Annotated in this window: 20 protein-coding genes and 1 pseudogene; 5 read left to right on the forward strand and 16 right to left on the reverse strand. The window is 43.6% G+C overall.

All coding sequences use genetic code 11. The annotated features are described in order from the left end of the window. Positions 1-147: 147 nt before the first annotated feature. From infC to JHD69_RS15180, 8 genes are all read right to left on the reverse strand, one after another. Positions 148-717 (reverse strand): translation initiation factor IF-3, encoded by a 570-nt coding sequence (gene infC, locus JHD69_RS15145; protein WP_199141184.1) that lies wholly within the window; start codon positions 715-717, stop codon positions 148-150. A gap of 11 nt (positions 718-728) precedes the next feature. Continuing rightward, a complete protein-coding gene (gene thrS, locus JHD69_RS15150) occupies positions 729-2,654 on the reverse strand; it encodes a threonine--tRNA ligase (RefSeq protein WP_199141185.1) in 1,926 nt (641 codons plus the stop codon). 120 nt (positions 2,655-2,774) lie between these two features. Beyond that, positions 2,775-3,896: an acyltransferase family protein gene (locus JHD69_RS15155; RefSeq protein ID WP_199141186.1), complete on the reverse strand. Its 1,122-nt coding sequence runs from the start codon at positions 3,894-3,896 to the stop codon at positions 2,775-2,777. A 150-nt stretch (positions 3,897-4,046) separates the two neighbouring features. Beyond that, positions 4,047-5,375 carry an IPT/TIG domain-containing protein gene (locus tag JHD69_RS15160; protein WP_199141187.1) on the reverse strand — a complete coding sequence of 443 codons (1,329 nt, stop codon included), beginning with the start codon at positions 5,373-5,375 and terminating at the stop codon, positions 4,047-4,049. 77 nt (positions 5,376-5,452) lie between these two features. Continuing rightward, positions 5,453-6,373 (reverse strand): hypothetical protein, encoded by a 921-nt coding sequence (locus JHD69_RS15165; RefSeq protein ID WP_199141188.1) that lies wholly within the window; start codon positions 6,371-6,373, stop codon positions 5,453-5,455. Between the two features lie 179 nt (positions 6,374-6,552). Next, a complete protein-coding gene (locus JHD69_RS15170; protein WP_199141189.1) occupies positions 6,553-7,281 on the reverse strand; it encodes a (Fe-S)-binding protein in 729 nt (242 codons plus the stop codon). Positions 7,282-7,306: 25 nt separating this feature from the next. Next, complete coding sequence (locus JHD69_RS15175) at positions 7,307-8,644, reverse strand: MFS transporter (protein WP_199141190.1); 1,338 nt, start codon at positions 8,642-8,644, stop codon at positions 7,307-7,309. Positions 8,645-8,729: 85 nt separating this feature from the next. Further along, positions 8,730-10,622 (reverse strand): RecQ family ATP-dependent DNA helicase, encoded by a 1,893-nt coding sequence (locus JHD69_RS15180; RefSeq protein ID WP_199141191.1) that lies wholly within the window; start codon positions 10,620-10,622, stop codon positions 8,730-8,732. Positions 10,623-10,698: 76 nt separating this feature from the next. Between JHD69_RS15180 and JHD69_RS15185 the strand changes: the two genes are divergently transcribed. Together JHD69_RS15185 and JHD69_RS15190 are read left to right on the forward strand one after the other, a co-directional pair. Continuing rightward, positions 10,699-13,950, forward strand: coding sequence for an amidohydrolase family protein (locus JHD69_RS15185; protein ID WP_199141192.1), 3,252 nt, complete (start codon positions 10,699-10,701; stop codon positions 13,948-13,950). 112 nt (positions 13,951-14,062) lie between these two features. Beyond that, the gene (locus JHD69_RS15190) at positions 14,063-14,524 is read left to right on the forward strand and encodes an SRPBCC family protein (RefSeq protein WP_199141193.1); all 462 of its coding nucleotides are present in this window, start codon (positions 14,063-14,065) and stop codon (positions 14,522-14,524) included. A gap of 49 nt (positions 14,525-14,573) precedes the next feature. On the opposite strand, the gene JHD69_RS15195 is transcribed toward JHD69_RS15190, so the two are convergent. Next, entirely contained in the window at positions 14,574-15,803 is a 1,230-nt protein-coding gene (locus tag JHD69_RS15195) for an NAD(P)/FAD-dependent oxidoreductase (protein ID WP_233165946.1), read from the reverse strand. 17 nt (positions 15,804-15,820) lie between these two features. On the opposite strand from JHD69_RS15195, the gene JHD69_RS15200 reads away from it, so the two are divergent. Next, entirely contained in the window at positions 15,821-16,960 is a 1,140-nt protein-coding gene (locus tag JHD69_RS15200) for a 5-(carboxyamino)imidazole ribonucleotide synthase (RefSeq protein WP_199141194.1), read from the forward strand. A gap of 69 nt (positions 16,961-17,029) precedes the next feature. Beyond that, positions 17,030-17,524, forward strand: coding sequence for a 5-(carboxyamino)imidazole ribonucleotide mutase (purE, locus tag JHD69_RS15205; protein ID WP_199141195.1), 495 nt, complete (start codon positions 17,030-17,032; stop codon positions 17,522-17,524). Here purE and JHD69_RS15210 read toward each other — a convergent pair. From JHD69_RS15210 to JHD69_RS15220, 3 genes are all read right to left on the reverse strand, one after another. Next, positions 17,521-17,721 (reverse strand): helix-turn-helix domain-containing protein, encoded by a 201-nt coding sequence (locus JHD69_RS15210; protein ID WP_199141196.1) that lies wholly within the window; start codon positions 17,719-17,721, stop codon positions 17,521-17,523. The genes purE and JHD69_RS15210 overlap by 4 nt on opposite strands. A gap of 9 nt (positions 17,722-17,730) precedes the next feature. Continuing rightward, positions 17,731-18,378 (reverse strand): DUF2975 domain-containing protein, encoded by a 648-nt coding sequence (locus tag JHD69_RS15215; RefSeq protein ID WP_199141197.1) that lies wholly within the window; start codon positions 18,376-18,378, stop codon positions 17,731-17,733. A 97-nt stretch (positions 18,379-18,475) separates the two neighbouring features. Next, the gene (locus tag JHD69_RS15220) at positions 18,476-19,039 is read right to left on the reverse strand and encodes a YqgE/AlgH family protein (RefSeq protein WP_199141198.1); all 564 of its coding nucleotides are present in this window, start codon (positions 19,037-19,039) and stop codon (positions 18,476-18,478) included. A gap of 115 nt (positions 19,040-19,154) precedes the next feature. Between JHD69_RS15220 and pdxH the strand changes: the two genes are divergently transcribed. Further along, positions 19,155-19,805 (forward strand): pyridoxamine 5'-phosphate oxidase, encoded by a 651-nt coding sequence (pdxH, locus tag JHD69_RS15225; RefSeq protein WP_199141199.1) that lies wholly within the window; start codon positions 19,155-19,157, stop codon positions 19,803-19,805. A gap of 50 nt (positions 19,806-19,855) precedes the next feature. Here pdxH and JHD69_RS15230 read toward each other — a convergent pair whose 3' ends face one another. The 4 genes and pseudogenes from JHD69_RS15230 to JHD69_RS21310 form a co-directional block, all read right to left on the reverse strand. After that, positions 19,856-20,563: a hypothetical protein gene (locus JHD69_RS15230; protein WP_199141200.1), complete on the reverse strand. Its 708-nt coding sequence runs from the start codon at positions 20,561-20,563 to the stop codon at positions 19,856-19,858. Positions 20,564-20,648: 85 nt separating this feature from the next. Next, positions 20,649-21,089 carry a hypothetical protein gene (locus JHD69_RS15235; RefSeq protein ID WP_199141201.1) on the reverse strand — a complete coding sequence of 147 codons (441 nt, stop codon included), beginning with the start codon at positions 21,087-21,089 and terminating at the stop codon, positions 20,649-20,651. A gap of 10 nt (positions 21,090-21,099) precedes the next feature. Further along, a complete protein-coding gene (locus tag JHD69_RS21305) occupies positions 21,100-21,810 on the reverse strand; it encodes a RagB/SusD family nutrient uptake outer membrane protein (RefSeq protein ID WP_370583500.1) in 711 nt (236 codons plus the stop codon). Between the two features lie 69 nt (positions 21,811-21,879). Further along, positions 21,880-22,464, reverse strand: a pseudogene (locus JHD69_RS21310) (RagB/SusD family nutrient uptake outer membrane protein); the annotation flags it as partial. Positions 22,465-22,625 lie beyond the last annotated feature (161 nt).

Genomic DNA, 22,625 nt, shown 5'->3' on the forward strand with positions numbered 1-22,625 from the left:
CCCCCCCCCCCCCCCCCCCCCCCCCCCCCCCCCCCCCCCCCCCCCCCCCCCCCTTTTTAGATGTGTATAAGAGACAGGAGAAACGCTTTTTGGCACTGGAATTGGTCTTCATTTTTGGCATAACCCTGTTTTAATTTATATAATTTATTACTTCTTTGCTACTTTAGGCGCTAATGTTAAAAACATACGCTTTCCTTCTAATTTAGGCAACAATTCTACCTTACCCACTTCTTCTAAAGCCTGTGCGAACTTCAACAATAAAATCTCGCCTTGTTCTTTGTAAACAATGGCCCTGCCTTTAAAGTGTACGTAAGCCCTTACTTTTTCGCCATTTTCTAAAAAGCCGATGGCGTGCTTTAGCTTAAATTGAAAATCGTGGTCGTTGGTATTCGGTCCGAAACGAATTTCTTTAATAACGGTTTGTTTGGCATTGGCCTTGATTTCCTTCTGTTTTTTCTTTTGCTCGTAAATGAACTTGCTATAGTCGATGATACGACAAACAGGAGGAACTGCATTAGGAGAAATCTCTACCAAATCAAGCTCTAGCTCATCGGCTAATGCTAATGCTTTTGACAGGGGATAAATCCCTGGCTCCACATTATCTCCAGCCAGCCTAACTTCTTGAGCCCTAATGTGCTCATTGATATTGTGTTCTGCTTCTTTTTTCTTAAAAGGAGGACGTGGTCCCCTATTAAATCCTGGTCTACCTAATGCCAAATGTCTGTTCTTTAAACTGTTATTTCTTTAATTATTAATGCGCTAAATTCTGCCAAAGTCATTTCGCCCAAATCTCCCTCGCCGTGCTTGCGTACCGAAACCTTTCCTTCCGCCAGCTCTTTTTCGCCGATTATCAGCATATAAGGCAACTTTTTAACTTCAGCATCTCTGATTTTCCTTCCGATTTTCTCATCTCGAAAGTCTATCAGCCCGCGAATATCGGAATTATTTAATTCATCTGAAACTTTTTTTGCATATTCTTCATACTTTTCTGAGATCGGAAGAATAATATATTGTTCAGGAGAAAGCCATAATGGGAAGTTTCCTGCGCAGTGCTCGATGAGTACGGCTACGAAACGTTCGAGTGAACCAAATGGCGCACGGTGGATCATAACCGGACGGTGTTTCATGTTGTCGCTGCCAGTATATTCCAGCTCGAAACGCTCTGGCAAATTGTAATCAACCTGGATCGTACCCAATTGCCATTTACGGCCAAGGGCGTCCTTCACCATGAAATCGAGTTTAGGGCCATAGAAAGCGGCTTCGCCCAATTCTACAACGGTTGGCAGGCCTTTTTCTGCAGCGGCTTCCACAATCGCGGCCTCGGCTAATTTCCAATTCTCGTCAGAGCCGATGTATTTGGTTTTGTTCTCTGGATCGCGTAGCGAAATCTGCGCAACATAATCGCTAAAGCCTAATGATTTGAATACGTGCAGCACCAAATCAATTACCTTCATAAACTCTTCCTTTACCTGATCCGGCCTGCAGAACAAGTGTGCATCGTCTTGGGTAAAGCCACGTACACGGGTCAAGCCATGCAACTCGCCGCTTTGCTCGTAACGATATACGGTACCGAACTCGGCAAAACGAACCGGAAGGTCTTTGTACGAGCGAGGCTTGAATTTATAGAGTTCGCAATGGTGCGGACAATTCATAGGTTTTAAGAAGAACTCCTCTCCTTCTTGTGGCGTTTTAATCGGCTGGAAACTGTCTTTGCCATATTTCTCATAGTGGCCAGAAGTTACATAAAGGTTTTTATGGCCAATATGCGGTGTTACCACTTGTTCGTAACCATGTTTAGCCTGGGCTTTGGCCAAGAAATTAACCAATCGCTCGCGCAAGGCAGTGCCTTTAGGCAGCCACATGGGCAAACCCATGCCTACTTTTTCAGAAAAAGTAAACAATTCGAGTTCTTTGCCCAACTTGCGGTGGTCTCTTTTCTTCGCTTCTTCAATCATATGAAGATAGTCGGTCAACTCGCTGGCCTTTGGAAAAGTTACGCCATAAATACGGGTCAACTGTTTTTTGTTTTCGTCGCCACGCCAGTAAGCGCCGGCCACATTCATCAGCTTAACCGCCTTGATAAAACCAGTATTCGGGATATGTGGTCCACGGCACAAATCGGTAAAATGGCCTTGGGTATAGAAAGTGATTTTTCCGTCTTCCAAGCCATCGATCAAGTCGAGCTTGTACTCGTCGCCTTTTTCGGTAAAGTATTCAATCGCATCGGCTTTGCTCACGCTCTTTCTTTCAAAAACCTCTTTTTGCTTGGCTAATTCGAGCATTTTAGCTTCGATTTCCTTGAAATTATCCGAAGAAAAATCGCGGTCGCCAAAATCTACATCGTAATAAAAACCGGTTTCGATAGCCGGGCCGATACCAAATTTGGTTCCCGGATAAAGCGCTTCCAAGGCTTCGGCCATTAAGTGGGCAGATGAGTGCCAAAAAGTAGATTTGCCGGCAGTATCGTTCCAAGTGAGCAATTTCACGCTAGAATCGGTTTCGATGGGTCTCGAGGAGTCCCAAACTTCTCCGTTCACTTCTGCAGCTAAAACGTTTCTGGCGAGGCCTTCTGAAATAGATAAGGCGATTTGATGGGCAGTTGTACCCTGCTCATACTGACGGACAGAGCCGTCAGGTAAAGTAATGTTAATCATCTACAACTATGATTTAAAAGTTAAAAAAATTGTTCTATCAATCACTTACTACGTGATTTTCATCTCAACTGCAAAAATAGGAAAATTACTTGGTTATCTGAAATAAATTCGGTTGCAGCCCTATCGTTCAGTCCGCTGGATGCGGCTATGGCTTTGGGCATTGACCATTCTTTTCTTGAAATAATTGCGCAACGGCTCGTCTATATAAACCATGATCAAGTAGGCAATTACGATTAAAAGAACCACCGAAACCGGAATTACCACCGACAATAGCGACATGCTGGGCTTTACTGCCGCCACGTAGGTTAAAAATATCCATACAAAAGGGTAATGCGTCATGTAAAGCGGGTAGGAAATCTCTCCAGAAAACCTGCAGATTTTTTTGAAACGATCGGCCAAAGTTGCTCCGGCGCCCAACGACACCAGCAACGGAAAGTACAAAAGCACGATAACAGGCTCTACTACCCAATTGTACTTGTCGGAATAAGGGAACAGGAAACTGAGCACCAGCATCAAGCCGATGCTTACAAAGCCCAATTTGTTTTTGATTATCCAGTTGCACCTGTAAATGAGCATCCCCATTAAAAAGGAAAAGAAAACCCTAGCACCGCCATCGGCAAAATTTGGTCCGCCCCAACCTCCGGCTATATTTCCCGATTTGCTGGCTACGTAACAGATTACCGCCGCTGCCAAAACCGTAAGTACCATCAATGATTTGTTCTTTAGCCTATACAGCACAAAAATATAGAGGATATTGGCAATATATTCCCAAAAAAGCGACCAAGCTGGTGCATTGAGGTTAAACAAGTTGAAATAGCGCTCCTTCACAATCGGATAAGGAATGAGAAAAGCAGAAGCTAAAAATAACAATATAGTTTTGCTCAATCCATAAACACCAAACAAATCGCTAAAAGGATCGAAAAGAAAGGTCAGCAAGCCCAATATCGAACCTATAACAACCAAAGGATGCAAACGGATGAGCCTCAGTTTAAAAAATTGCTTAAAGCCCAGTTGTTCGGCCCGGTTGTCATAGGCATAGGCGATAACGAAGCCGGAAAGGCAGAAGAAGAAATCGACAGCGAGATAGCCGTGGCCGATAAAATTCTGGCTGTAATCGGTAATGGCAATCTCCATAAAGTGAAAAATCACCACTGCTACGGCGGCTATTCCCCTTAGGCCGTCTAAAATCTGAAAATGTTGTTTTGTTTTTAAGAGTTCGGGCGGGTTGTTTAAGCTAGTCATTAGGTTTCATGGGTAAATGTGCACCCAATAATAACCATTTGTCCCCTAGCTTCAAAAAAAAGAGGCATTAGCAAGCTTTTTTGCACGTAAAATAATTGATGGGTTCCCTAAAACAAAAAAGCCTCCGGAAAAATCCGGAGGCTTTCTATATCAAAGTTCTTCCTGGCATTTTAGCGCCCAAAAATTTTCATTATCCCATATATAAAAATTGCCTTTTGAGTCTCTTGCTAAACGCCCTGTTGGAACACGATATGAAGACAGAGGCCTTGCCATATCATCCATTGGCCAAGTATAAATTACCGCTGATTGGGGTCTTTTATAAAGCGTTACCACATTACCGTCTGGCGATACTTTGCGAAGTAAATCTTGTTGGCTATGCTGGAGCACATAGATGTTATCGTCTTTATCTATTATAAAATCGTTTGCATAATTAAACTTTGCATCAGTGCCTATTCCATCTGTGTTTTTGTATTCCCCTTTCTTCCCAGCTAAAACACTTACATTTCCCGCAAGCGTAACCTTATAAAGAGCCGTACAAGTATTACCAAAGAAATAAAGATTGTCTTTGCTATCTACTAACATCTTAAATCCTGCACCATCAGGAAGATTAAAAGGCCCATATGTGCCCAACAAGGTGCCCGAAGGATCTAACTTTATTATTAAATTGCCATCTAAAAGAACATAGGGATTGTTATTTGTACCTATGACAATCGATGATGGCCTTCTTGAATCATTTTTTATCAAGGTAGACACTATTCCATTCGAAGATATTTTTCTGATTGAATTTCCAAGCATATTTTCTTCGGTGAGATAGATGTTTTTTTGTTTATCAATCGCAAAACTCTTTATTATCCCAAAACGGGCAGTAGAAATAGGCCCATCTACTGGAGCTAAATCGTCAAGCTTTCCGGCAAGAGTTGTAATCGTAGCATCTGGAGTAGTTTTCCTAATCAAATAGGCTACATCATTAGAATAGATGTTATCATCTTGGTCTACTATCAATTGAGTATAATTAGAAACCCCCAATCTGGTGTCTAATCCTTTTCCATCTAGATAACCTACGTTACCATCACCAATAAATCTGGAAACCAAGAGGCCCTTTACATAAGTAAAGTTTGGATAAGTAGCAGTTTTGCCATTTACCGTTACCGTTAAGGGGCCACTTCCCACTCCCTTTGGCACAGCAAAAACAATAGTGTTGGGATTTGCGAGATGAACATAAACTCCTTTGTTGTTTATTTTTACAATATTTTCGCTGGCAATAGCTGAGAAATTAGCTCCCTCTATTGAAAGATAATCACCATAGCTTCCTGTAGTTGAAGACAAAGACAAAATAACAGGAGCTGGTCCAGTTGGCACTTCTGGATTTGGTTTTATAGGTTGTTCAGGCTCTTCCTTGCCCTTTTTACAAGCAATAAAAACTATGGAAAAACCAAAGAAAAAAAGAAATACTAGTGATTTGTAAAGGTTAAATTTCATGGAGAACATTAAAGATACTTGAAAAAAGCCTCCGGAAAAATCCGGAGGCTCAAAACTATTTATATAGGAAGTAAAGTCTAGTTAATTACGATGTTTCTAACTTGCCCAGCTGGTGCCGCGCCGCCTTGACGGCCTTGACCACCGCTAAACCTTTTCATCATGGCTTCCATTTTTGCCTTATACTGTTCGGCAGTAATCGGCAATGCTTTTTTAGGAGCCGTAACATCCTTATTGCTTACGCCTCTGTATTCAATGCTTTTGGCCAAGGTGCTGTTGCCTTTATTTTCGATGGCTAGTACCGCACCTTCTGTCCATAAATTAGGGTTTGGCGAGAAATTAAAACCAAGCTCGTTGGTATACCATAGAGCGGTTTCGTCAACAATGTCTCTTTCTACGTCGAGCACTTTAGCTTTACGGATTGTTTTTACGATAACCTTGTTGCAGTTGAAGCCCAAAATCTTTTTGGTTTCGTCGCTTTTAACGATTTCCTGCGTTGGAGGAACCGGCAAAAACTGTACGGCGCTACTGCTAGCTGTACCATTGGCATTATTGTTTTGCCTGTTGCCCATGTTAAAGTTTTGGTTGCCCAAAGCTACAGTTAGTTTGCTAGGCATGGCGTAGGTTGTATCCTGCAAATCGAAAACTTCGGTCAGTTTTTGATCGGCAAAAGTGTAATAGTATTCTCTTGCGCCACCGGCGCCACCAAAACGCATCATCATACGGCCCATGCCACCACCGCCTCCGCCACCGTTGCTGTCTTCGGTATCTTCAACAGGCATATAGCTGGCATTGGTTGCCGTAAACAGCAGTTCGAAATTGGTTTTTACTGCTTTGGGCATACGCGCCTTCATTTCCTCACTTAATTGGATGCCATTGGCCGAAGCCATAGCCGCAGGATCTAAAGTGGTTTCAAACTGTATCGCACCAGATTTTTTTTGTGCCTGAGCTGTTAAAGCAAGGGTAAACAAGCCAACAAAGGCAATCAGAATCTTTTTCATTTAATATATTTTTTGCTCTTATTTATACTACAAATTTATCGTTGTTTTTAGACAAATAGTGTTAAAAAAAGTTAATTTCTTTAAAACATCTCTGTTACAAGTCCGAAGCCTAAAGACCAAAGGATTTGAGAATCTATCGTTGCGAAAGACGCAGCGCAGTGTCCGACAGCACCATTAAACTAATAATCCAGCCAGCCATTGGCCAGTACATCGGCAATGTGCATCGTTTTTAGTGAAATGTTGTTTTTCTGGATATAGCCATCCAGGTGCATCAGGCACGACAGGTCGGTAGAAATGATGTAGTCGGCTTCCATTTCGAGCGCATTGTTTACCTTTTGCTCGGCCATAGCCGACGAAATGGCATCGAACTTAACAGCAAAGGTACCACCAAAGCCACAGCACATGTCGGTATCTTTCATTTCGAGCATTTCGAGGCCATGGACTTTAGCCAAAAGCTGTCTTGGCTCTGCTTTGATCTTGCACTCGCGCAGGCCGCTGCACGAATCGTGGTAAACGGCCCTGCCTTCCAGTTCGGCTCCAAAATAATCGCGTTTAAGCACATTAATCAGAAAATCAGACAGCTCGAAAATATTCGACTGCATGTTGCGGCATTTGTTGTGCACCATGGTATTGGTAAACAAGTCGTTAAAGCCGTTCTTAACCATGCCTACACAGGAGGCCGATGGCGCCACGATGTAATTGGTTTCGGAAAAATCGTTCAAAAACTTATTGCCGATTTCTTTGGCCTGCTCCCAATAGCCGGCATTATAGGCGGGTTGGCCACAGCAGGTCTGCTTGGTATTGTAGGATACTTCACAGCCGGCTTTTTCTAATATTTTAACGGTATTAAAGGCAGTTTCGGGATATAATTGATCAACAAAACACGGTACAAATAGCTCTATCTTCATTTAGGTAGTTGATGTGACAAATTCCCTACTCAACTGCAGCTACAGATTTCGGTTCTACTCTTTTTAAGGAAAGCAAAAATAGCAATCCTAAAATAAAAAATACGGTTAAAGCGATAACAGAATTTCTCATGCTGCCGCTTGCCTCTTCAATATAGCCAAAACTGAACATGCCGAATACCAAGGCCACCTTTTCGGTTACATCGTAAAAACTGAAAAAAGAAGTATGATCAGGGCTCTCTTGGGGCAGGAATTTAGAGTAGGTAGAACGCGAGAGCGATTGTATGCCACCCATGATCAATCCAATAACCGCTGCCAATGCGTAGAACTGGATTTCGGTATGGATAAAATAGGCCGCTATGCACGAGCCGATCCAGATAACTACCACGCCAATCAATACATTGACGTTGCCAAATTTCCTGGTAGAGAGATACGACATGAGCATGGCACCCGGAATGGCAACCAATTGCAGGATCAAGATGGTGGCAATGAGCTTTGAGGTGGGCAGGTGGAGTTCTTTTTCGCCAAAAATGGTGGCTACCAGCATTACGGTCTGCACGCCCATCGAATAAAAAAAGAATGAAAACAAAAAGCGCTTTAAATAGGCCATCTGTTTTACCTGACCCCATACTTTTTTCAATTCTTTAAAGCCACTGGTCATTACATTCTGTTTCTCTGCTTTAAAATTCGGGCTTCCCTTTGGCAATTTGCTAAATGGAATCTGTGCAAAGAGCATCCACCAGATTCCCACCATTAAAAACGACAGCCGTGCCGGAATAGAAGCATCAACGATACCAAACCAGCCCGGCTTGAAAACAAAAACGAAACAAATAACCTGTAAAATGATACTGCCGATATAGCCATAGGTAAAACCTTTGGCACTTACGCTGTCCTGCTGGTCAACCGACGCAATTTCTGGCAAATAGGAATTGTAAAACACCAAACTGCCCCAAAAGCCAATGGCCGCCAGCACAAACATGATTACGCTAAAATTGAGCGTATTGACACCGGTTTCCTTGTTGATTTCGAAGAAGAACAAGCCACAACAAGCCAAGCCTCCCAAGTAGGTAAACAGTTGCATAAATATTTTCTTGTTGCCCCGGGTATCGGCGATAGAAGAAAGAATTGGCGAAAGGATCGCGATGACCAGAAAGGCAAAAGCCATGGCATAGCTGTACAGGGCAGAGTTTACAAACCGTTTTCCGAAAAATGTGACATAATCTATCGTGTCGTTATTTTTATCGGAAGTGATCACCGTGTAATAGGCCGGGAAAATGGTAGAGGTAATGACCAAGTTATAAGCAGAGTTGGCCCAATCGAAAAAGGCCCAAGAGCGGATAACTTTCTTATCGTTTTTTGCTTGCATAATTAGCGCTAAAAGTAATAAAAAATATTATTTGTTCATCAGGTCAATGCTTCGTTAGCCATAAGTTGACCCAACTGTAAACACCTCACAGGTAATACTTCCTGCCATCGCCCTTAATTTTGCCGGCATCGAGCAGTTCCCTGATGCGGTCTATGCGCGCTGTGGGCGTCCCCGTTTTTACTTCCTGCACCAACTCGTCGAGGCTGTACGATTCGACCTGCAGCAACGTAACAATTTCAAAATCAATCTGGTCGTTCAGTTGCGCCACTTCTTCGCGTTTCCTTTCGGCCAGGCAGATGTCGCAAAACCCACATTTTTCGGCATTGGTCTCGCCAAAGTAATGCAACAGTTGCTGGCTTCGGCAGGTTTGGGTAATAGCATAGGCCAGCACCGCATTAATTTGCTCCATTTGCAGCTGCTGGCGTTGCTTAATATACTTTACATCAACCGTTAGGTGGTACTGATCGGCCCTTGGCAAAATAAATTGCAGCTGTGGCTGGTCTGTTTGCGGCAGATACGATATAATTTCTAATTGTTGCAGGCGCTCCAAGTGCTTCACTACATCGTTGAAAGATATTTTTAAACGGTTAGACAAATCCGATTCCTTAATCTTCACATAGTTATCGAATGCACCGCCGTACGAACGCTGGATGGTTTTGATAAAAGAATCGTAACCCGAATTTTCGATCTGGAAACGATAAACGTCTTCATGGCTTGCCGTAAACATCAAACGCGACTGCAGGTATACGTTTTCGGAAACAGCAATATAGCCATCGTGCTCCAAAAACTTTAATGCCGCCAAGGTATTGATCACATTGAGGCTGAATTTACGGCAAAAATCGGCCACGTCGAAGCCAAAGCTCAGCCCCTCGCCTGCCCCAAATGCCAACTGGTAATAGCTGCCCAAATAATGGTAAACTTTTTTGATTTCTGCTACCGTTGGGTAAGATTCGGCATATTTGGCCTTTAACATCAGCTGGTCTGATTGATTGGCCAGCAACACGGCATAGGCTCTTTGCTCATCGCGACCAGCCCGGCCAGCTTCCTGATAGTAAGCTTCCAAACTATCGGGCAGATCTAAATGCACCACAAAACGCACATTGGCCTTATCTACCCCCATCCCAAAAGCATTGGTAGCTACCATCACCCTGATTTGGCCCTTTTTCCAATCATCCTGTTTTTTAAAGCGCAGGTCTCTTTCTACACCTGCATGGTAAAAATCGGCTGTTACGCCATTACGTTGCAAAAAAAGGGCAACTTCGGTGGTTTCCCTGCGGTTGCGCACATAAACCAAGCCCGAACCTTTTACATTCTTTATAATCTCCAACAGTTTTTTATGCTTGTCGTCAACATCAAAAACCACATAACTCAGGTTGCTGCGTGCAAAACTCTTCACAAAAACCTGCGGATTTTTTAATTCCAGTTTTTGTACAATGTCTTCCCTTACCAAAGGCGTTGCAGTGGCGGTAAGTGCCAGTATGGGCTTATCAGGATGGATTTCGCGCAACTTAGCCAATTGCATGTAGGAAGGCCTAAAATCGTAGCCCCATTGCGAAATACAATGTGCCTCGTCTATGGCAATCAGGTTTACGTTCATGTAAGCAATGCGGTCGCGAACAATTTGCGACAACAGGCGCTCGGGCGAGAGATAGAGGAATTTAATCGGTCCGAAAATGCAGTTGTCCAGCAGCATATCGATTTCGCGTTTGCCCATGCCCGCATAAATGGCAATGGCCTGGATACCCTTGGCCTTGAGGTTTTCTACCTGGTCTTTCATCAGGGCCACCAAGGGCGAAACCACGATGCATATTCCCTCCATGGCCATGGCTGGTACCTGAAAGCATATAGATTTGCCTCCACCCGTTGGCAACAGGGCCAAGGTATCTTGCTGGTTTAAAACTGATTGGATGATTTCGTATTGGAGTGGACGAAAGGCATCAAAACCCCAATATTTCTTTAATATCTCCGCTTCTATCATAAAAAGGTGTTTTCAAAACTATAAAAACGGACTGATATTATTAAATTGCGCGTTCAATTATTAGCAATCTGATCCGATGAGAAAATCCTTACTCTTTTTAAGCTGCTTTTTCGCTACAACTTCATTAATAGCACAAGATAAGAAAGAAACGGCCAAATGGGACGTAGAAAAATACAAGGGACAAACCAAAAGCTTCAGTATCAATACCAACGAAGGCACCTGGATGAACCTGGATGTAAGTCCTGATGGCAAAGAAATTGTTTTCGACCTATTGGGCGACATCTACTCTATTCCCATTACTGGTGGTCCCGCTAAGTTGTTGAGTGGCGGCATTGCCTGGGATGTACAGCCAAGGTTCAGTCCTAACGGCAAATACATTTCGTATACCAGCGATAAAAGCGGTGGCGATAACATTTGGATCATGGATCGTGATGGCAGCAACAAAAAGCAGCTAACCAAAGAAACATTCAGGTTGCTGAACAACGCCACTTGGATGCCTAATAGCGAATACCTCATTGCCCGCAAGCATTTTACCGGAACACGCTCCCTAGGAGCTGGCGAAATGTGGATGTACAGCATTTATGGTGGCGATGGTATTCAGCTCACCAAAAGAAAGAACGATCAGCAGGACGCCGGAGAACCCAATGTTTCGCCCGATGGCCGCTATCTTTATTTTAGCGAAGATGTATCGCCCGGACCAAATTTTGAATACAGCAAAGACCCTAACAGCTTGATTTATGCCATTAGGCAGCTGGACATGAGCACGGGCAAGCTCAGCAACCTCATTGCCGAACAGGGAGGCTCGGCACGTCCGCAGATATCGCCCGATGGCAAACTGATGGCCTATGTAAAACGGGTTCGACTGAAGTCGGTGCTTTATATCCAAAACATCAAAACTGGCGAAGAATGGCCTTTATATGAAGACTTAACGCACGACCAGCAGGAAACCTGGGCTATTTTTGGCGTTTACCCCAACTTTGCCTGGACCCCTGATGCAAAACGCCTTGTTTTTTATGCCAAAGGAAAAATCAAACAGATAGACCTGAGCAATTTATACGTAAGCGATATTCCGTTCGAGGTAAACAGCAACCAAACCGTACAAGAATCGCTGCACTTCGAAAACCAGGTTTTTTCGCCAGAATTTACCTCAAAAATGATCCGGCAGCTCACTACTTCGCCCGATGGCAAAATGGTGGTATTCAATGCGGCTGGCTATCTGTATAAAAAAGAACTGCCAAATGGTGCACCAGAACGACTAACCAACGGCATCGACTTCGAATTTGAACCGGAATTTAGCCCCGACGGCAAGTTTGTGATTTATACCACCTGGAGCGACGAATTTAAGGGCGCCATTAAGCGTACCGACCTCAAAACAGGCAAAACCGTTTCCCTAACCGACGAGAAAGGCTATTATTACTCGCCATCTTACGCCAACAAAGGCGACAAAATTGTTTTTAGAAAAGGCGTGGGCAACGAAACCCTGGGGCTTACTTATGGCAAGAACACCGGGATTTTTATCATGTCGGCCAATGGCGGACCCAAAACCCTGATCAGCGAAAACGGCATCAAACCCATGTTCAGCAGCGACGATAGCCGGATTTATTTTCAAGGCTACGAGGCCGGCAAAAAAGCCTTCAAAAGCATGGATTTGAATGGTGGCAATGAAAGAACACATTACACCTCGCAATATGCAACGCAGTTTGCACCAAGTCCGGATGGCAAATGGATGGCCTTTACAGAGCTTTTCAATGCCTACATTACGCCAATGGTGACTACCGGGTCGGCTTTAGACCTATCGGCTAGCAACAAAACCATTCCTTTAACCCGCCTAACCAAAGATGCAGGCACTTACCTGCATTGGAGTGCCGATAGCAAAAAGATTTTTTGGACATTAGGCGAACAATATTACAGCCGTGAAATCAAGAATGCTTTCACTTTTGTAGAAGGCGCACCGCAAACACTGCCAGCGCTCGATACCGTCGGAATTTCAATTGGATTAAGGTTGAAAACCGACATACCAACGGGAAGTTTGGCTTTAAAAGGTGCTCGTATCATTACCATGAAAGGCGACGAAGTGATTGAAGAAGGCACCATCCTGCTCGAAAACAACAAAATTGTAGCCATTGGCAAAATGGCCGATGTAAATGTGCCTGCCAATGCCAAAGTGGTTGATGTAACTGGCAAAACCATTATGCCAGGAATGATCGATGTGCATGCCCACCTGCGCACCAGTCCCGATGGTATTAGTCCGCAACAAGACTGGTCTTACCTAGCCAACCTGGCCTTTGGCGTAACCACCTCGCACGATCCATCAAGCAATACCGAAATGGTTTTTAGCCAAAGTGAAATGCTAAAAGCCGGCCGCATGATTGGTCCCCGCCTATATTCTACAGGCTCGATCCTGTATGGTGCCGAAGGCGATTTCAAAGTAGTGATCAACAGTTTGGACGATGCCTTGGCGCACCTGAGAAGGCTGAAGGCCGTTGGCTCTTTTTCGGTAAAATCGTACAACCAGCCTAGAAGAGAGCAACGTCAGCAGATTTTAGAAGCCGCGCGCCAGTTAAAAATGGAAGTGGTACCCGAGGGCGGTTCTACGTTCTTTACCAATATGAACATGATAGGCGATGGCCATACCGGTATAGAACACAGTATTCCGGTAGCTCCGGTTTATAAAGACGTAGTTTCGTTTTGGAACAATACCAACGTAGCCTACACCCCTACGCTCATTGTAGCTTATGGTGGCCAATGGGGCGAAAACTATTGGTACGACAGAACCAATGTTTGGGAAAACGAAAGACTGCTTAATTTTACACCACGTGCCATTATCGATGCCCGCTCGAGAAGAAGGACCACTTCAGAATACGGAGATTACGGACATATTGAAGTATCGAAAGCGGTGAAACAAATTGCTGATGGCGGCACCAAGGTTAACCTGGGGGCACATGGCCAAATCCAAGGCTTGGGTGCACATTGGGAACTGTGGATGCTGGTACAGGGAGGCATGAGCCCATTGCAGGCTATTCGCTGCGCTACACTAAACGGCGCTTCCTATTTGGGCATGAACAAGGAAATAGGTTCGTTGGAAGTAGGCAAACTGGCCGATTTGATTGTGATGGATTCCAATCCGTTAGACGACATCAGGAACTCTGAAAAAATAAAATACGTGATGGTTAACGGCCGTTTGTACGACAGCATGACCATGAACGAAACCGGAAGCAGGGAAAAAGTACGCTCCAAACTATGGTTCGAACTGGATAAAGGCGTAGCGTTTTCTATTCCTTACAAAGCGTCTGACACTTGGACCTTTACCGTGCCACACTGCGATTAATATTCTAATCTAAGATGTGGGCAGGTTTTCTCTGGAGCAGTTAAAATATAGCCACGGATCAACAGATTGTTTCCGATCTGTTGATCCGTGGCTGTTTTATATCTTGCACTGAATGAAAAAAGTTACTGAAATTATACTTAGCACTTCGATCAATGCTCCTCTACAGGTAGTATTCGATTGCGCGCGAAGCGTTGACATCCATCAATTATCTACGGCAAAAACCAATGAAAAGGCAGTTGCAGGAAGAACAGGTGGCTTATGCGAGCTTGGCGACGAGGTAACTTGGCGCGCAAAACATTTCGGCATCTATCAAACCCTAAGCTCTAAAATAACCCAATTTAATGCCCCTTTCCACTTTCAGGATTGCATGCTAAAAGGCGCTTTTACCTACATGAAGCATGACCATTTTTTTGAAGAGAAAGATGGTATATGCGTTATGAAAGATGTATTTTGCTATGGTGTGCCTTATGGGGTTTTAGGGAAAATATTTAATAATCTGGTGCTCAAAAAATACATGATTGATTTGTTGGAAACCAGAAATCGAGTGATTAAGGAGTTTGCTGAGTGCAATTAAAAGTATAGCCAGAACCTATTAAACCTTAAACAGCAAGACAAAAACTTCCTTAAATATTTTGTGCAATCACAAAGCCACTGGCCCAGGCCCACTGAAAGTTATAGCCCCCCAGCCAGCCAGTTATGTCAACGCATTCGCCACCAAAATAAAGGCCTGGTATTTTTTTGCACTCGAGCGTTTTAGAAGAAAGTTCATTGGTATCAATGCCACCACGCATCACCTCGGCCTTGTCATAGCCTTTATCGCCGGCGGGTTTTACCTTAAACTGGTGAATGGTTTGTTTGATGCTTTCCATTTCCCCCTTGCTCAAATCGGCCACCGGCTTGCCCAAAGGCAGGAACTTGCCTAGAGCATCGGTAAATTTCTTGGCATAAAAACGGTTCAGCAAAGTAGAAAGCAAGGTTTTACCATTGCTTTTCCGCTCTTCTTCAATCAAGTCCAATATATCTTCGCGAGGCAACAAATCGATATTGAGGCTTTCGCCCCGTCGCCAGTAGCTCGAAATCTGCAGAATAGCCGGCCCGCTTAATCCCCAATGTGTAAACAAGATGTTTTCTTCGAAGGCCATCCGGTCGTTGCTGACTTCGCAAAACACCGAATTACCCGAAAGTTGCGCATACCAATCCTCGTCTTTGCCGGTAATGGTTAAGGGTACCAATGCCGGTGCGGTTTCGATGATGGCCAGTCCGTTGTTTTTGGCAAAACGCAGGGCAAAATCAGTAGCACCCATTTTCGGGATAGGCAATCCCCCACTGGCCATTACCACTTTAGGAGCCGTACAGCTTTTGAGCTGATTGCCATTGACATAGCTCACTTTAAATCCATCAACGGTTTGTTCAATGGATTTAACCTCGGCATTGCACCTGATTTCTTGTTCCATGGCCGCGCAAAGCGATGTAAAAACCGCTACAACATCCTTGGCTTTTTTGCCATCGGGAAAAAGCTGGCCCAAAGTTTTTTCCTGACCAACAATACCATAGGTTTCGAAAAAACCAATAGTATCTTCTACCGTCCATTGGCTAAATGCCGATTTGAGAAAATGCGGATTGGCCGTAATAAACTGGTTTTCGGTAGTGCACTGGTTGGTAAAATTGCATCTTCCCCCACCCGAAATCAGTATTTTGGCGCCTGGCTGACTATTTTTTTCGAGCAATAACACTTTCTTGCCCAGAAAACCAGCCTGTACCGCACACATCAAGCCGCAGGCACCGGCGCCAATAATTATCGCATCTGCATCCATCAATTGGTTAATATTGTTATTTTTGTGCAAAATAAGCATAAATTTACATTTCGATAATGGCAAAACAGATAAGCGAGCTGAAATTAGGAATATTGGGCGGCGGGCAGTTAGGTAGAATGCTGATACAAGAAGCTATCAATTACAATTTGGCAACCTTGGTTTTAGACCCAGATGCCGATGCTCCCTGCAAAAACATAGCAAACAAGTTTGAATGTGGCTCTATTACCGACTTCGACACCGTTTACAATTTTGGCAAGAAAGCCGATGTCATCACCATTGAAATCGAAAAGGTAAACATCGATGCGCTTGAACAGCTCGAGAAAGAAGGCAAACTGGTTTATCCGCAATCACGGGTTATCCGTTTGATCCAGGACAAAGGCGTACAAAAGCAGTTTTTTAAGGAAAACGACATCCCTACCGCTCCTTTTCAGCTGGTTAATTCGCGGGAGGAAATGAGCAATAGCAACTTTAGCTTTCCTTACATTTTGAAGCAGCGCAGAGACGGTTACGACGGCAAGGGGGTGATGAAAATCAACAGCCAAGCCGACTTGGAAAATGCTTTTGAAGCACCGTCATTGATTGAAGAACTGGTAGATTTTGACAAGGAAATTGCGGTAATCGTGGCCAGAAATGCCAACGGCGATATGAAAACCTTTCCTCTGGTAGAAATGGAATTTAATGCCGAAGCCAATTTGGTCGAATTTCTGATTTCGCCATCCACTTATCCAGAAAATATTCTGGAAAAAGCAGAGAAAATTGCCATCAATATTGCATCGGCTCTCAATATTACAGGGATATTGGCAGTAGAGATGTTTGTAACCAAAGATGGCGAAATTTTGGTAAACGAATTGGCACCAAGGCCGCACAACAGCGGGCACCAAACCATAGAAGGCAATTATGTTTCGCAGTTTGAGCAACACCTAAGGGCTATCTTTAATCTGCCTTTAGGCGATACCCGCTCCATCAGCAATGCGGTTATGATCAACTTATTGGGCGAAAAGGGCCACGAAGGCGTAGCCAAATACGATGGCTTGGAGAAAATTATGGCCATAGATGGCGTATATGTACATCTTTATGGCAAAAAATACACTAAGCCATTCCGTAAAATGGGCCATGTTACCGTCATAGACCAAAACCGCGAACATGCCATTGAAAAGGCAAGATACGTACAGCAAACGTTAAAAGTAGTGTCGTAAAGCGTACACACTTTGATCCAAACGCAAAACAATAAGAAAACTAAAGTATAAAGGAAAAACAGAACAAACATGAACACAGTAAAAGTAGGGATTATCATGGGCAGCAAATCGGACCTGCCTGTCATGCAAGACGCCGCCGACATCTGCAAGCACTTTGGGGTTGATTTCGAAATTACCGTGGTTTCTGCACACCGCACGCCTGAGCGCATGTTTACCTATGCCAAAGAAGCCGCGCAAAGAGGCCTCAAGGTTATTATCGCCGGTGCCGGCGGCGCAGCCCATCTGCCTGGCATGGTAGCTTCTATTACCACGCTTCCAGTAATTGGCGTACCCGTAAAATCATCAAATTCTATTGATGGCTGGGATTCAATCCTTTCTATCCTGCAGATGCCCAACGGCATACCTGTAGCAACGGTTGCCTTAAATGCTGCCAAAAATGCTGGATTGCTAGCTGTTCAAATCCTATCCACTGCCGACGAAACTTTAGCACAACAGATGCAGGCCTACAAGGATGATCTGCGCAAAAAGGTAGAAGAAAGCGCCGAATCTATGGATAAATATTAATCGATATCAATAATATCTCCTGGCTTACAATCCAACACCCTGCAAATTGCCTCCAAAGTATCGAATCTAACTCCCTTTGCCTTTCCGGTTTTTAAGATGGAGAGGTTTACAATGGTTAGGCCTACTTTTTCCGACAGCTCGGTTAAGGACATTTTTCTTTTGGCCAACATCACGTCAAGATTAATAATTATAGGCATGATCGATAATTAGGCAAATGATTCGTTTTCTTTTTTCATGTCGACTCCAATTTTAAAAACCCAGGAAAAAGCCATCAGTACCAAACCAATAATGGTTTCGCTCGTCAGCAAATTCTCGCCGTTGCTCAATGTATAGTTAGAATCGTTGAGGTGCAACGCGTTAATGCAATTCAAGAAAAACTCCTGACTAATCCATCGCGAAATGGGCAGGCTTATTAAAATCAAACTCGATGCCATGATGGCCCAGGCATTTTGTTGGGTAAACACTTCATCTTTTCTAAATGACCTGAACAGCCTTTGGGCAAAAAAGATGGCCACGCCTATCAGTAACCAATACGCAAAAATCGACACCTGAAATAAAATGGAAGGAAAAGAAAATAACTCGGCATAGCTCACAAATCTCAGGTGTACAAGCCCCCTGTTCGTGTTTTGGACAACAACCTGATCGTTGAACCACGATTTTAGGTAATCTTCAGAATCGGTTTCTTTATGTTTGCTTTCAAGCTTGACCTGATAAACCTTGTAGCTCTTGACGGCACGACTGGATTTTGGCGATGAATTAAAAAGCTGCACGATAAAAAATACAATATAGAGAATCAACGCAAAAGTGGCCAAGCCATCCAAGGCTTGTATGACTTTATTTTCAGAAAGTTTCATATTAACATTTAAATACGAAACAAATATAAAAATAGATTAAAACAAAACAATTATTATTTATCGTTTTATTTTAAATAATTAAAACTATAGAATAAATTTAGTTTAAACTTGGATCACTTGGAAAATTGCTGATGTGGGCATATTTAGGCCCAAGGTTGATGATCACTTCGCGCCAAAGTTCTTCTTCATTATGTGCAAAAACCACATCGCGATGGTATTTTTCAGAAACAATCCAGGTATTTTGTTCAATTTCTTCGTCCAACTGCAAAGGCGACCAACCCGAATACCCTAAAAAGAATTTCACTTCGTGCGGCTGTATGCTGTTGCTGTTGACCAGTATCTTGAGTGTTTCGAAATTCCCTCCCCAATATATGCCTTTCGCAATTTCTTCCCCGCTGGCCATTTTGTCGTAGCACCGGTGTATAAAATGGATGGTATCTACCTCAACAGGTCCACCGATAAATACCGGATAATCGGCCTCCCACAAATCTGGCACCAGGTCTTTTAAAATCAGGTTGCTTGGCTGGTTCAGGATAAAGCCAAGAGTTCCCTCCTCTCCGTGGTCGGCCAGCAATACCACCGAGCGCTTAAAGTTGGGGTCGTTCAAAAAAGGTTCAGAAATCAACAGTTTTCCTGCCGAAGGTGCTGTTTTGCTTAACATTTGGTCAATTTAAGAAACCATTATGATTTTACCAAAATCCTGTAAAAACCATGATCTTCGTCACATATTATCTTCCGATGCAAAAATTGAACAAACTAAAGGCTATTTTTGTGCCATGGAGCTTACAAAAGAAATGTTGCAAAACCTGAGGCAGGATTACCGCACTGCCCAGCTGAATGAGAGCGACGCCAGCAAAAACCCGATCAAGCAATTCGAAAAATGGTTTAGCGATGCCCTGGAGGCACAGCTTTACGAACCCAATGTCATGACTTTGGCTACAGCCGACAAAAACGGCAAACCTAATGCGAGGATTGTACTTTTAAAGGGGTTTGACCACAATGGCTTTAACTTTTATACCAATTACCTGAGCCAAAAAGGCAAAGAGCTGAAGAAAAACCCTTATGCCTGTCTGGTTTTCTTTTGGCCCGAACTGGAGCGTCAGGTACGTATTGAGGGCAAGGTAGAGAAATTGGATAAGGAAAATTCTGAGCAATATTTTCACTCGCGCCCGCAAGGCAGCCAAATTGGCGCCATTGCCTCGCCCCAAAGCCAGGTGATTGCCAACCGGGAAATACTCGAATCAAAAGTTGAGGAACTAACGGCCATGTACGAAGATAAAACCATACCCAAACCGGCACATTGGGGCGGCTATGTAGTAAAGCCAACGGCCATTGAATTTTGGCAAGGCCGTTCGAGCCGTCTGCACGACAGGCTGAAATATGAACTGATTGATGGCAAATGGCAACTCAGCCGATTGGCACCCTAAGCGATAAGCACAAAAAAATCCCCCGGAAATTTTCGGGGGATTTTTGTTGATTAGGATTTTGACTTGCTGATTTCGAAATAATACTCGAATAGCTTGAGTATATCGCTATCTTCTTTGAGATTAAGCTTATTGGTCTTGATGTAAGCCGTAAGCTCGGCATTCTTGTCGCCAATGGCAGCCAGAATCGACTTTTCGTTCTTGCTTACCTGTACCGGCAAATTATCGGACTTTACTACATAATAAACGTCTCTATCCACTATTTTCTTGGTCGTGGTGGCCGAGTTAAATTCCTTATTTTCCAAAATGGTTTTGAAGGTCTTCTTAATAAACTTAACATTGCCATCAGACAATATTTCATAAAAAGATTTTTCGGTATTTTTTCCTGTTGGTTTAAATCCTAACCTGAACAATTTGTCGTTCGCATTGTCAATTCCTTTAAAGCCCAATTTAAACTCCAATACAGGTTCAGTCAGCTCCAAGGCCTCGCCCTTTGAATTCAGGAACAGCAATTGATCCTGAACCTGATCGTATTTAAGGTCTGCCCCATTGACGATTCTACCGTCTTTAAACCTGATGATGCCTTTTGTCCAGGCATCCATATAATAAGGCGAGCCGGTTACTTCGGTATAGGCCATTGCCCTCAATACTTCGCCTTTAAGGTCGGTAAGGTTTACCTGTTGGGCTTTCAGCGTAGCTGAACCTAGCAGGCCAGAAGCTAACAAAGCGATCCAAAATTTATTGCCGATCAATTTTTTCATGGTTGATATTAAACTTAAAGATATTAAAAAACCCCTAACATAACGTTAAGGGCTTTCATTAATTAACTAAATACCTTTCAATATGCTATTGGATAATTGTTAAGGTATAGGTTTTATAGTTCTGGCTTACGCCGATTTGGCTATTGCCGGTTAGCGTTAAAACCACTGTTCTTGTGCCAGTTGCGATATTGGCAGGAATTGCAGTGATCACGATATTGGCCGAACTAGAATTTGCCGGAATGGTAACTTTGCCAGCGGTACCGCTAAGCGTGTAATCGGTTCCTTGTACGCCGGTACCTGAAATCGTATAGTTGATTTCTGTAGCCGCGGCTTGCTGATGACCCACCAATTGTACTACTGCGGTAGCGGTGCCTGGCGTGGCAACCGTTCCCTTTTTAACAGAAGCGGTAAGCGGCACAAATTCTACCACATCAGGTCCTTCATAAATGTTGTCCCTGTTTTTCATACAAGACGTGAAAGACACACTGATTAATGCGATGAGCAATATATATATTTTTGTTTTCATAATCTTATTGTTAGTATCCGAAGTTTTGTGTGATTTTAGGGTTATTTTGCACTTCAGTAAGCGGAATTCTGGCCAACAACCTAAAATCTGTTGCAGCGATTGTAGAGTTTGGAGTTGAATTTGCCGGAAGCGTAGTTGTTGATTTATTTACAGCAGATCCTGTTCTCAACAAATCAAACCATCTTTGGCCTTCGTAAGCTAGCTCTACACGTCTTTCCTTCAAAATCGCATCAAGCGTTACCGGGATACTAGCTAAACCAGCTCTCAGTCTGATTTTATCCAAATCTGCTTGTGGCGTAGCACCAATAGCTGTTCCGTTTCTGAAGTTGGCTTCAGCACGGGTCAAGTAGAGCTCGCTTACACGCAACAACTTGATATTGTCAATCTGAGGGCCTTTGGCAGCAGGGTATTTTTGGTTCCATAAAATAGTTTCAGAACCCTTAACCAATTGTACCAACAAATCTTTTCTCACATCTCCTGTAGCGTAGTCGGCCACCAAGTTGGCTTGAGGAGCGGCATCGCCGTAACCAGCGCCTGCAGTAGTAATTGGATTAGATCTGGTGTAGATAGAGCTCAATCCGTCAGAACCTAAGCTTTCGGTTACTTCAAAGTTCAATTCAAACAATGATTCTGGAGAGCTGGCCGAAGTCCAGATGGTTTTATAAGCGTCGGATTTCTGAGTTGGAGTTGCGGCAGCGCCAGCATCAACAAATGTACCCACACCTGCACCCAAGGCCGATGTAGCAAAAGTAGCAGCATCTTGCCAATCGCCGTTAAACAAAGCTACGCGAGCTCTCAATGCATAAGCGGCGGCCAAGTTAGCTCTTTTCGGAGCAGCTGTATTGTCTAGCAAAGTAATGGCCACATCCAAGTCTTTCTTCACTTGGGTATACACTTCGTCTACTGTATTTCGGCTAGGATAAATAATATCTGTTGGATAGTTCTCAACGAAGCTCAACACAATAGGAACGCCTAAGTTGCGTCCAGAAACGATTTGCTTAGGATTATAGCCGTATGATTTTACCAAATCGAAATAAACCAACGCACGGATAAATAAAGCTTCACCGGTAAGTTGTTTCTTTCTCAATGCGGTTAATCCGTTAGCAAGATCCGCATATTTGATGGCACCGTTAGCACGGTTGATGATGCTATAGCCCAAAGACCATAGGTCGATGGTCGAACCAATGGTATTGTTTGATTCTTTAACAAAGCGGTTTGAGTTAGAGTTTACAATACGCATATTGTCAGACAATACCTCCGGAACCACAAAGAAGTTTCTTCCATAATAGTTCACGCTCTGCAACGATTCGTAGCAGCTGTTTACCAATCCCTCTACACCCGCCGCCTCTTTTAAGGCTACTTCGGCAGATATCGAGTTTTTCGGCTCTGTTTGTAAGGTTTTTTCACATGAGGTTTAGGCAAGTACGATTTGTGGTACGCCATTATCAGGCCCGACGGCACTACTGGCAATGCCATGAACATGGGCGATAAAATCAATACCAAGGAAGATGAGGAGGCACCCTATTATAACCCTAA

It is taken from the genome of Pedobacter sp. ASV12 (genome assembly GCF_016429155.1).
In the GTDB taxonomy this organism is placed as follows: domain Bacteria; phylum Bacteroidota; class Bacteroidia; order Sphingobacteriales; family Sphingobacteriaceae; genus Pedobacter.

Bases quoted from the DNA above. Each gene is read 5' to 3' on its own strand.
- thrS (WP_199141185.1), bottom strand. From the start codon at position 2,654: ATGATTAACATTACTTTACCTGACGGCTCTGTCCGTCAGTATGAGCAG.
- JHD69_RS15155 (WP_199141186.1), bottom strand. From the start codon at position 3,896: ATGACTAGCTTAAACAACCCGCCCGAACTCTTAAAAACAAAACAACAT.
- JHD69_RS15160 (WP_199141187.1), bottom strand. From the start codon at position 5,375: ATGAAATTTAACCTTTACAAATCACTAGTATTTCTTTTTTTCTTTGGT.
- JHD69_RS15165 (WP_199141188.1), bottom strand. From the start codon at position 6,373: ATGAAAAAGATTCTGATTGCCTTTGTTGGCTTGTTTACCCTTGCTTTA.
- JHD69_RS15170 (WP_199141189.1), bottom strand. From the start codon at position 7,281: ATGAAGATAGAGCTATTTGTACCGTGTTTTGTTGATCAATTATATCCC.
- JHD69_RS15175 (WP_199141190.1), bottom strand. From the start codon at position 8,644: ATGCAAGCAAAAAACGATAAGAAAGTTATCCGCTCTTGGGCCTTTTTC.
- JHD69_RS15180 (WP_199141191.1), bottom strand. From the start codon at position 10,622: ATGATAGAAGCGGAGATATTAAAGAAATATTGGGGTTTTGATGCCTTT.
- JHD69_RS15185 (WP_199141192.1), top strand. From the start codon at position 10,699: ATGAGAAAATCCTTACTCTTTTTAAGCTGCTTTTTCGCTACAACTTCA.
- JHD69_RS15190 (WP_199141193.1), top strand. From the start codon at position 14,063: ATGAAAAAAGTTACTGAAATTATACTTAGCACTTCGATCAATGCTCCT.
- JHD69_RS15195 (WP_233165946.1), bottom strand. From the start codon at position 15,803: ATGCTTATTTTGCACAAAAATAACAATATTAACCAATTGATGGATGCA.
- JHD69_RS15200 (WP_199141194.1), top strand. From the start codon at position 15,821: ATGGCAAAACAGATAAGCGAGCTGAAATTAGGAATATTGGGCGGCGGG.
- purE (WP_199141195.1), top strand. From the start codon at position 17,030: ATGAACACAGTAAAAGTAGGGATTATCATGGGCAGCAAATCGGACCTG.
- JHD69_RS15210 (WP_199141196.1), bottom strand. From the start codon at position 17,721: ATGCCTATAATTATTAATCTTGACGTGATGTTGGCCAAAAGAAAAATG.
- JHD69_RS15215 (WP_199141197.1), bottom strand. From the start codon at position 18,378: ATGAAACTTTCTGAAAATAAAGTCATACAAGCCTTGGATGGCTTGGCC.
- JHD69_RS15220 (WP_199141198.1), bottom strand. From the start codon at position 19,039: ATGTTAAGCAAAACAGCACCTTCGGCAGGAAAACTGTTGATTTCTGAA.
- pdxH (WP_199141199.1), top strand. From the start codon at position 19,155: ATGGAGCTTACAAAAGAAATGTTGCAAAACCTGAGGCAGGATTACCGC.
- JHD69_RS15230 (WP_199141200.1), bottom strand. From the start codon at position 20,563: ATGAAAAAATTGATCGGCAATAAATTTTGGATCGCTTTGTTAGCTTCT.
- JHD69_RS15235 (WP_199141201.1), bottom strand. From the start codon at position 21,089: ATGAAAACAAAAATATATATATTGCTCATCGCATTAATCAGTGTGTCT.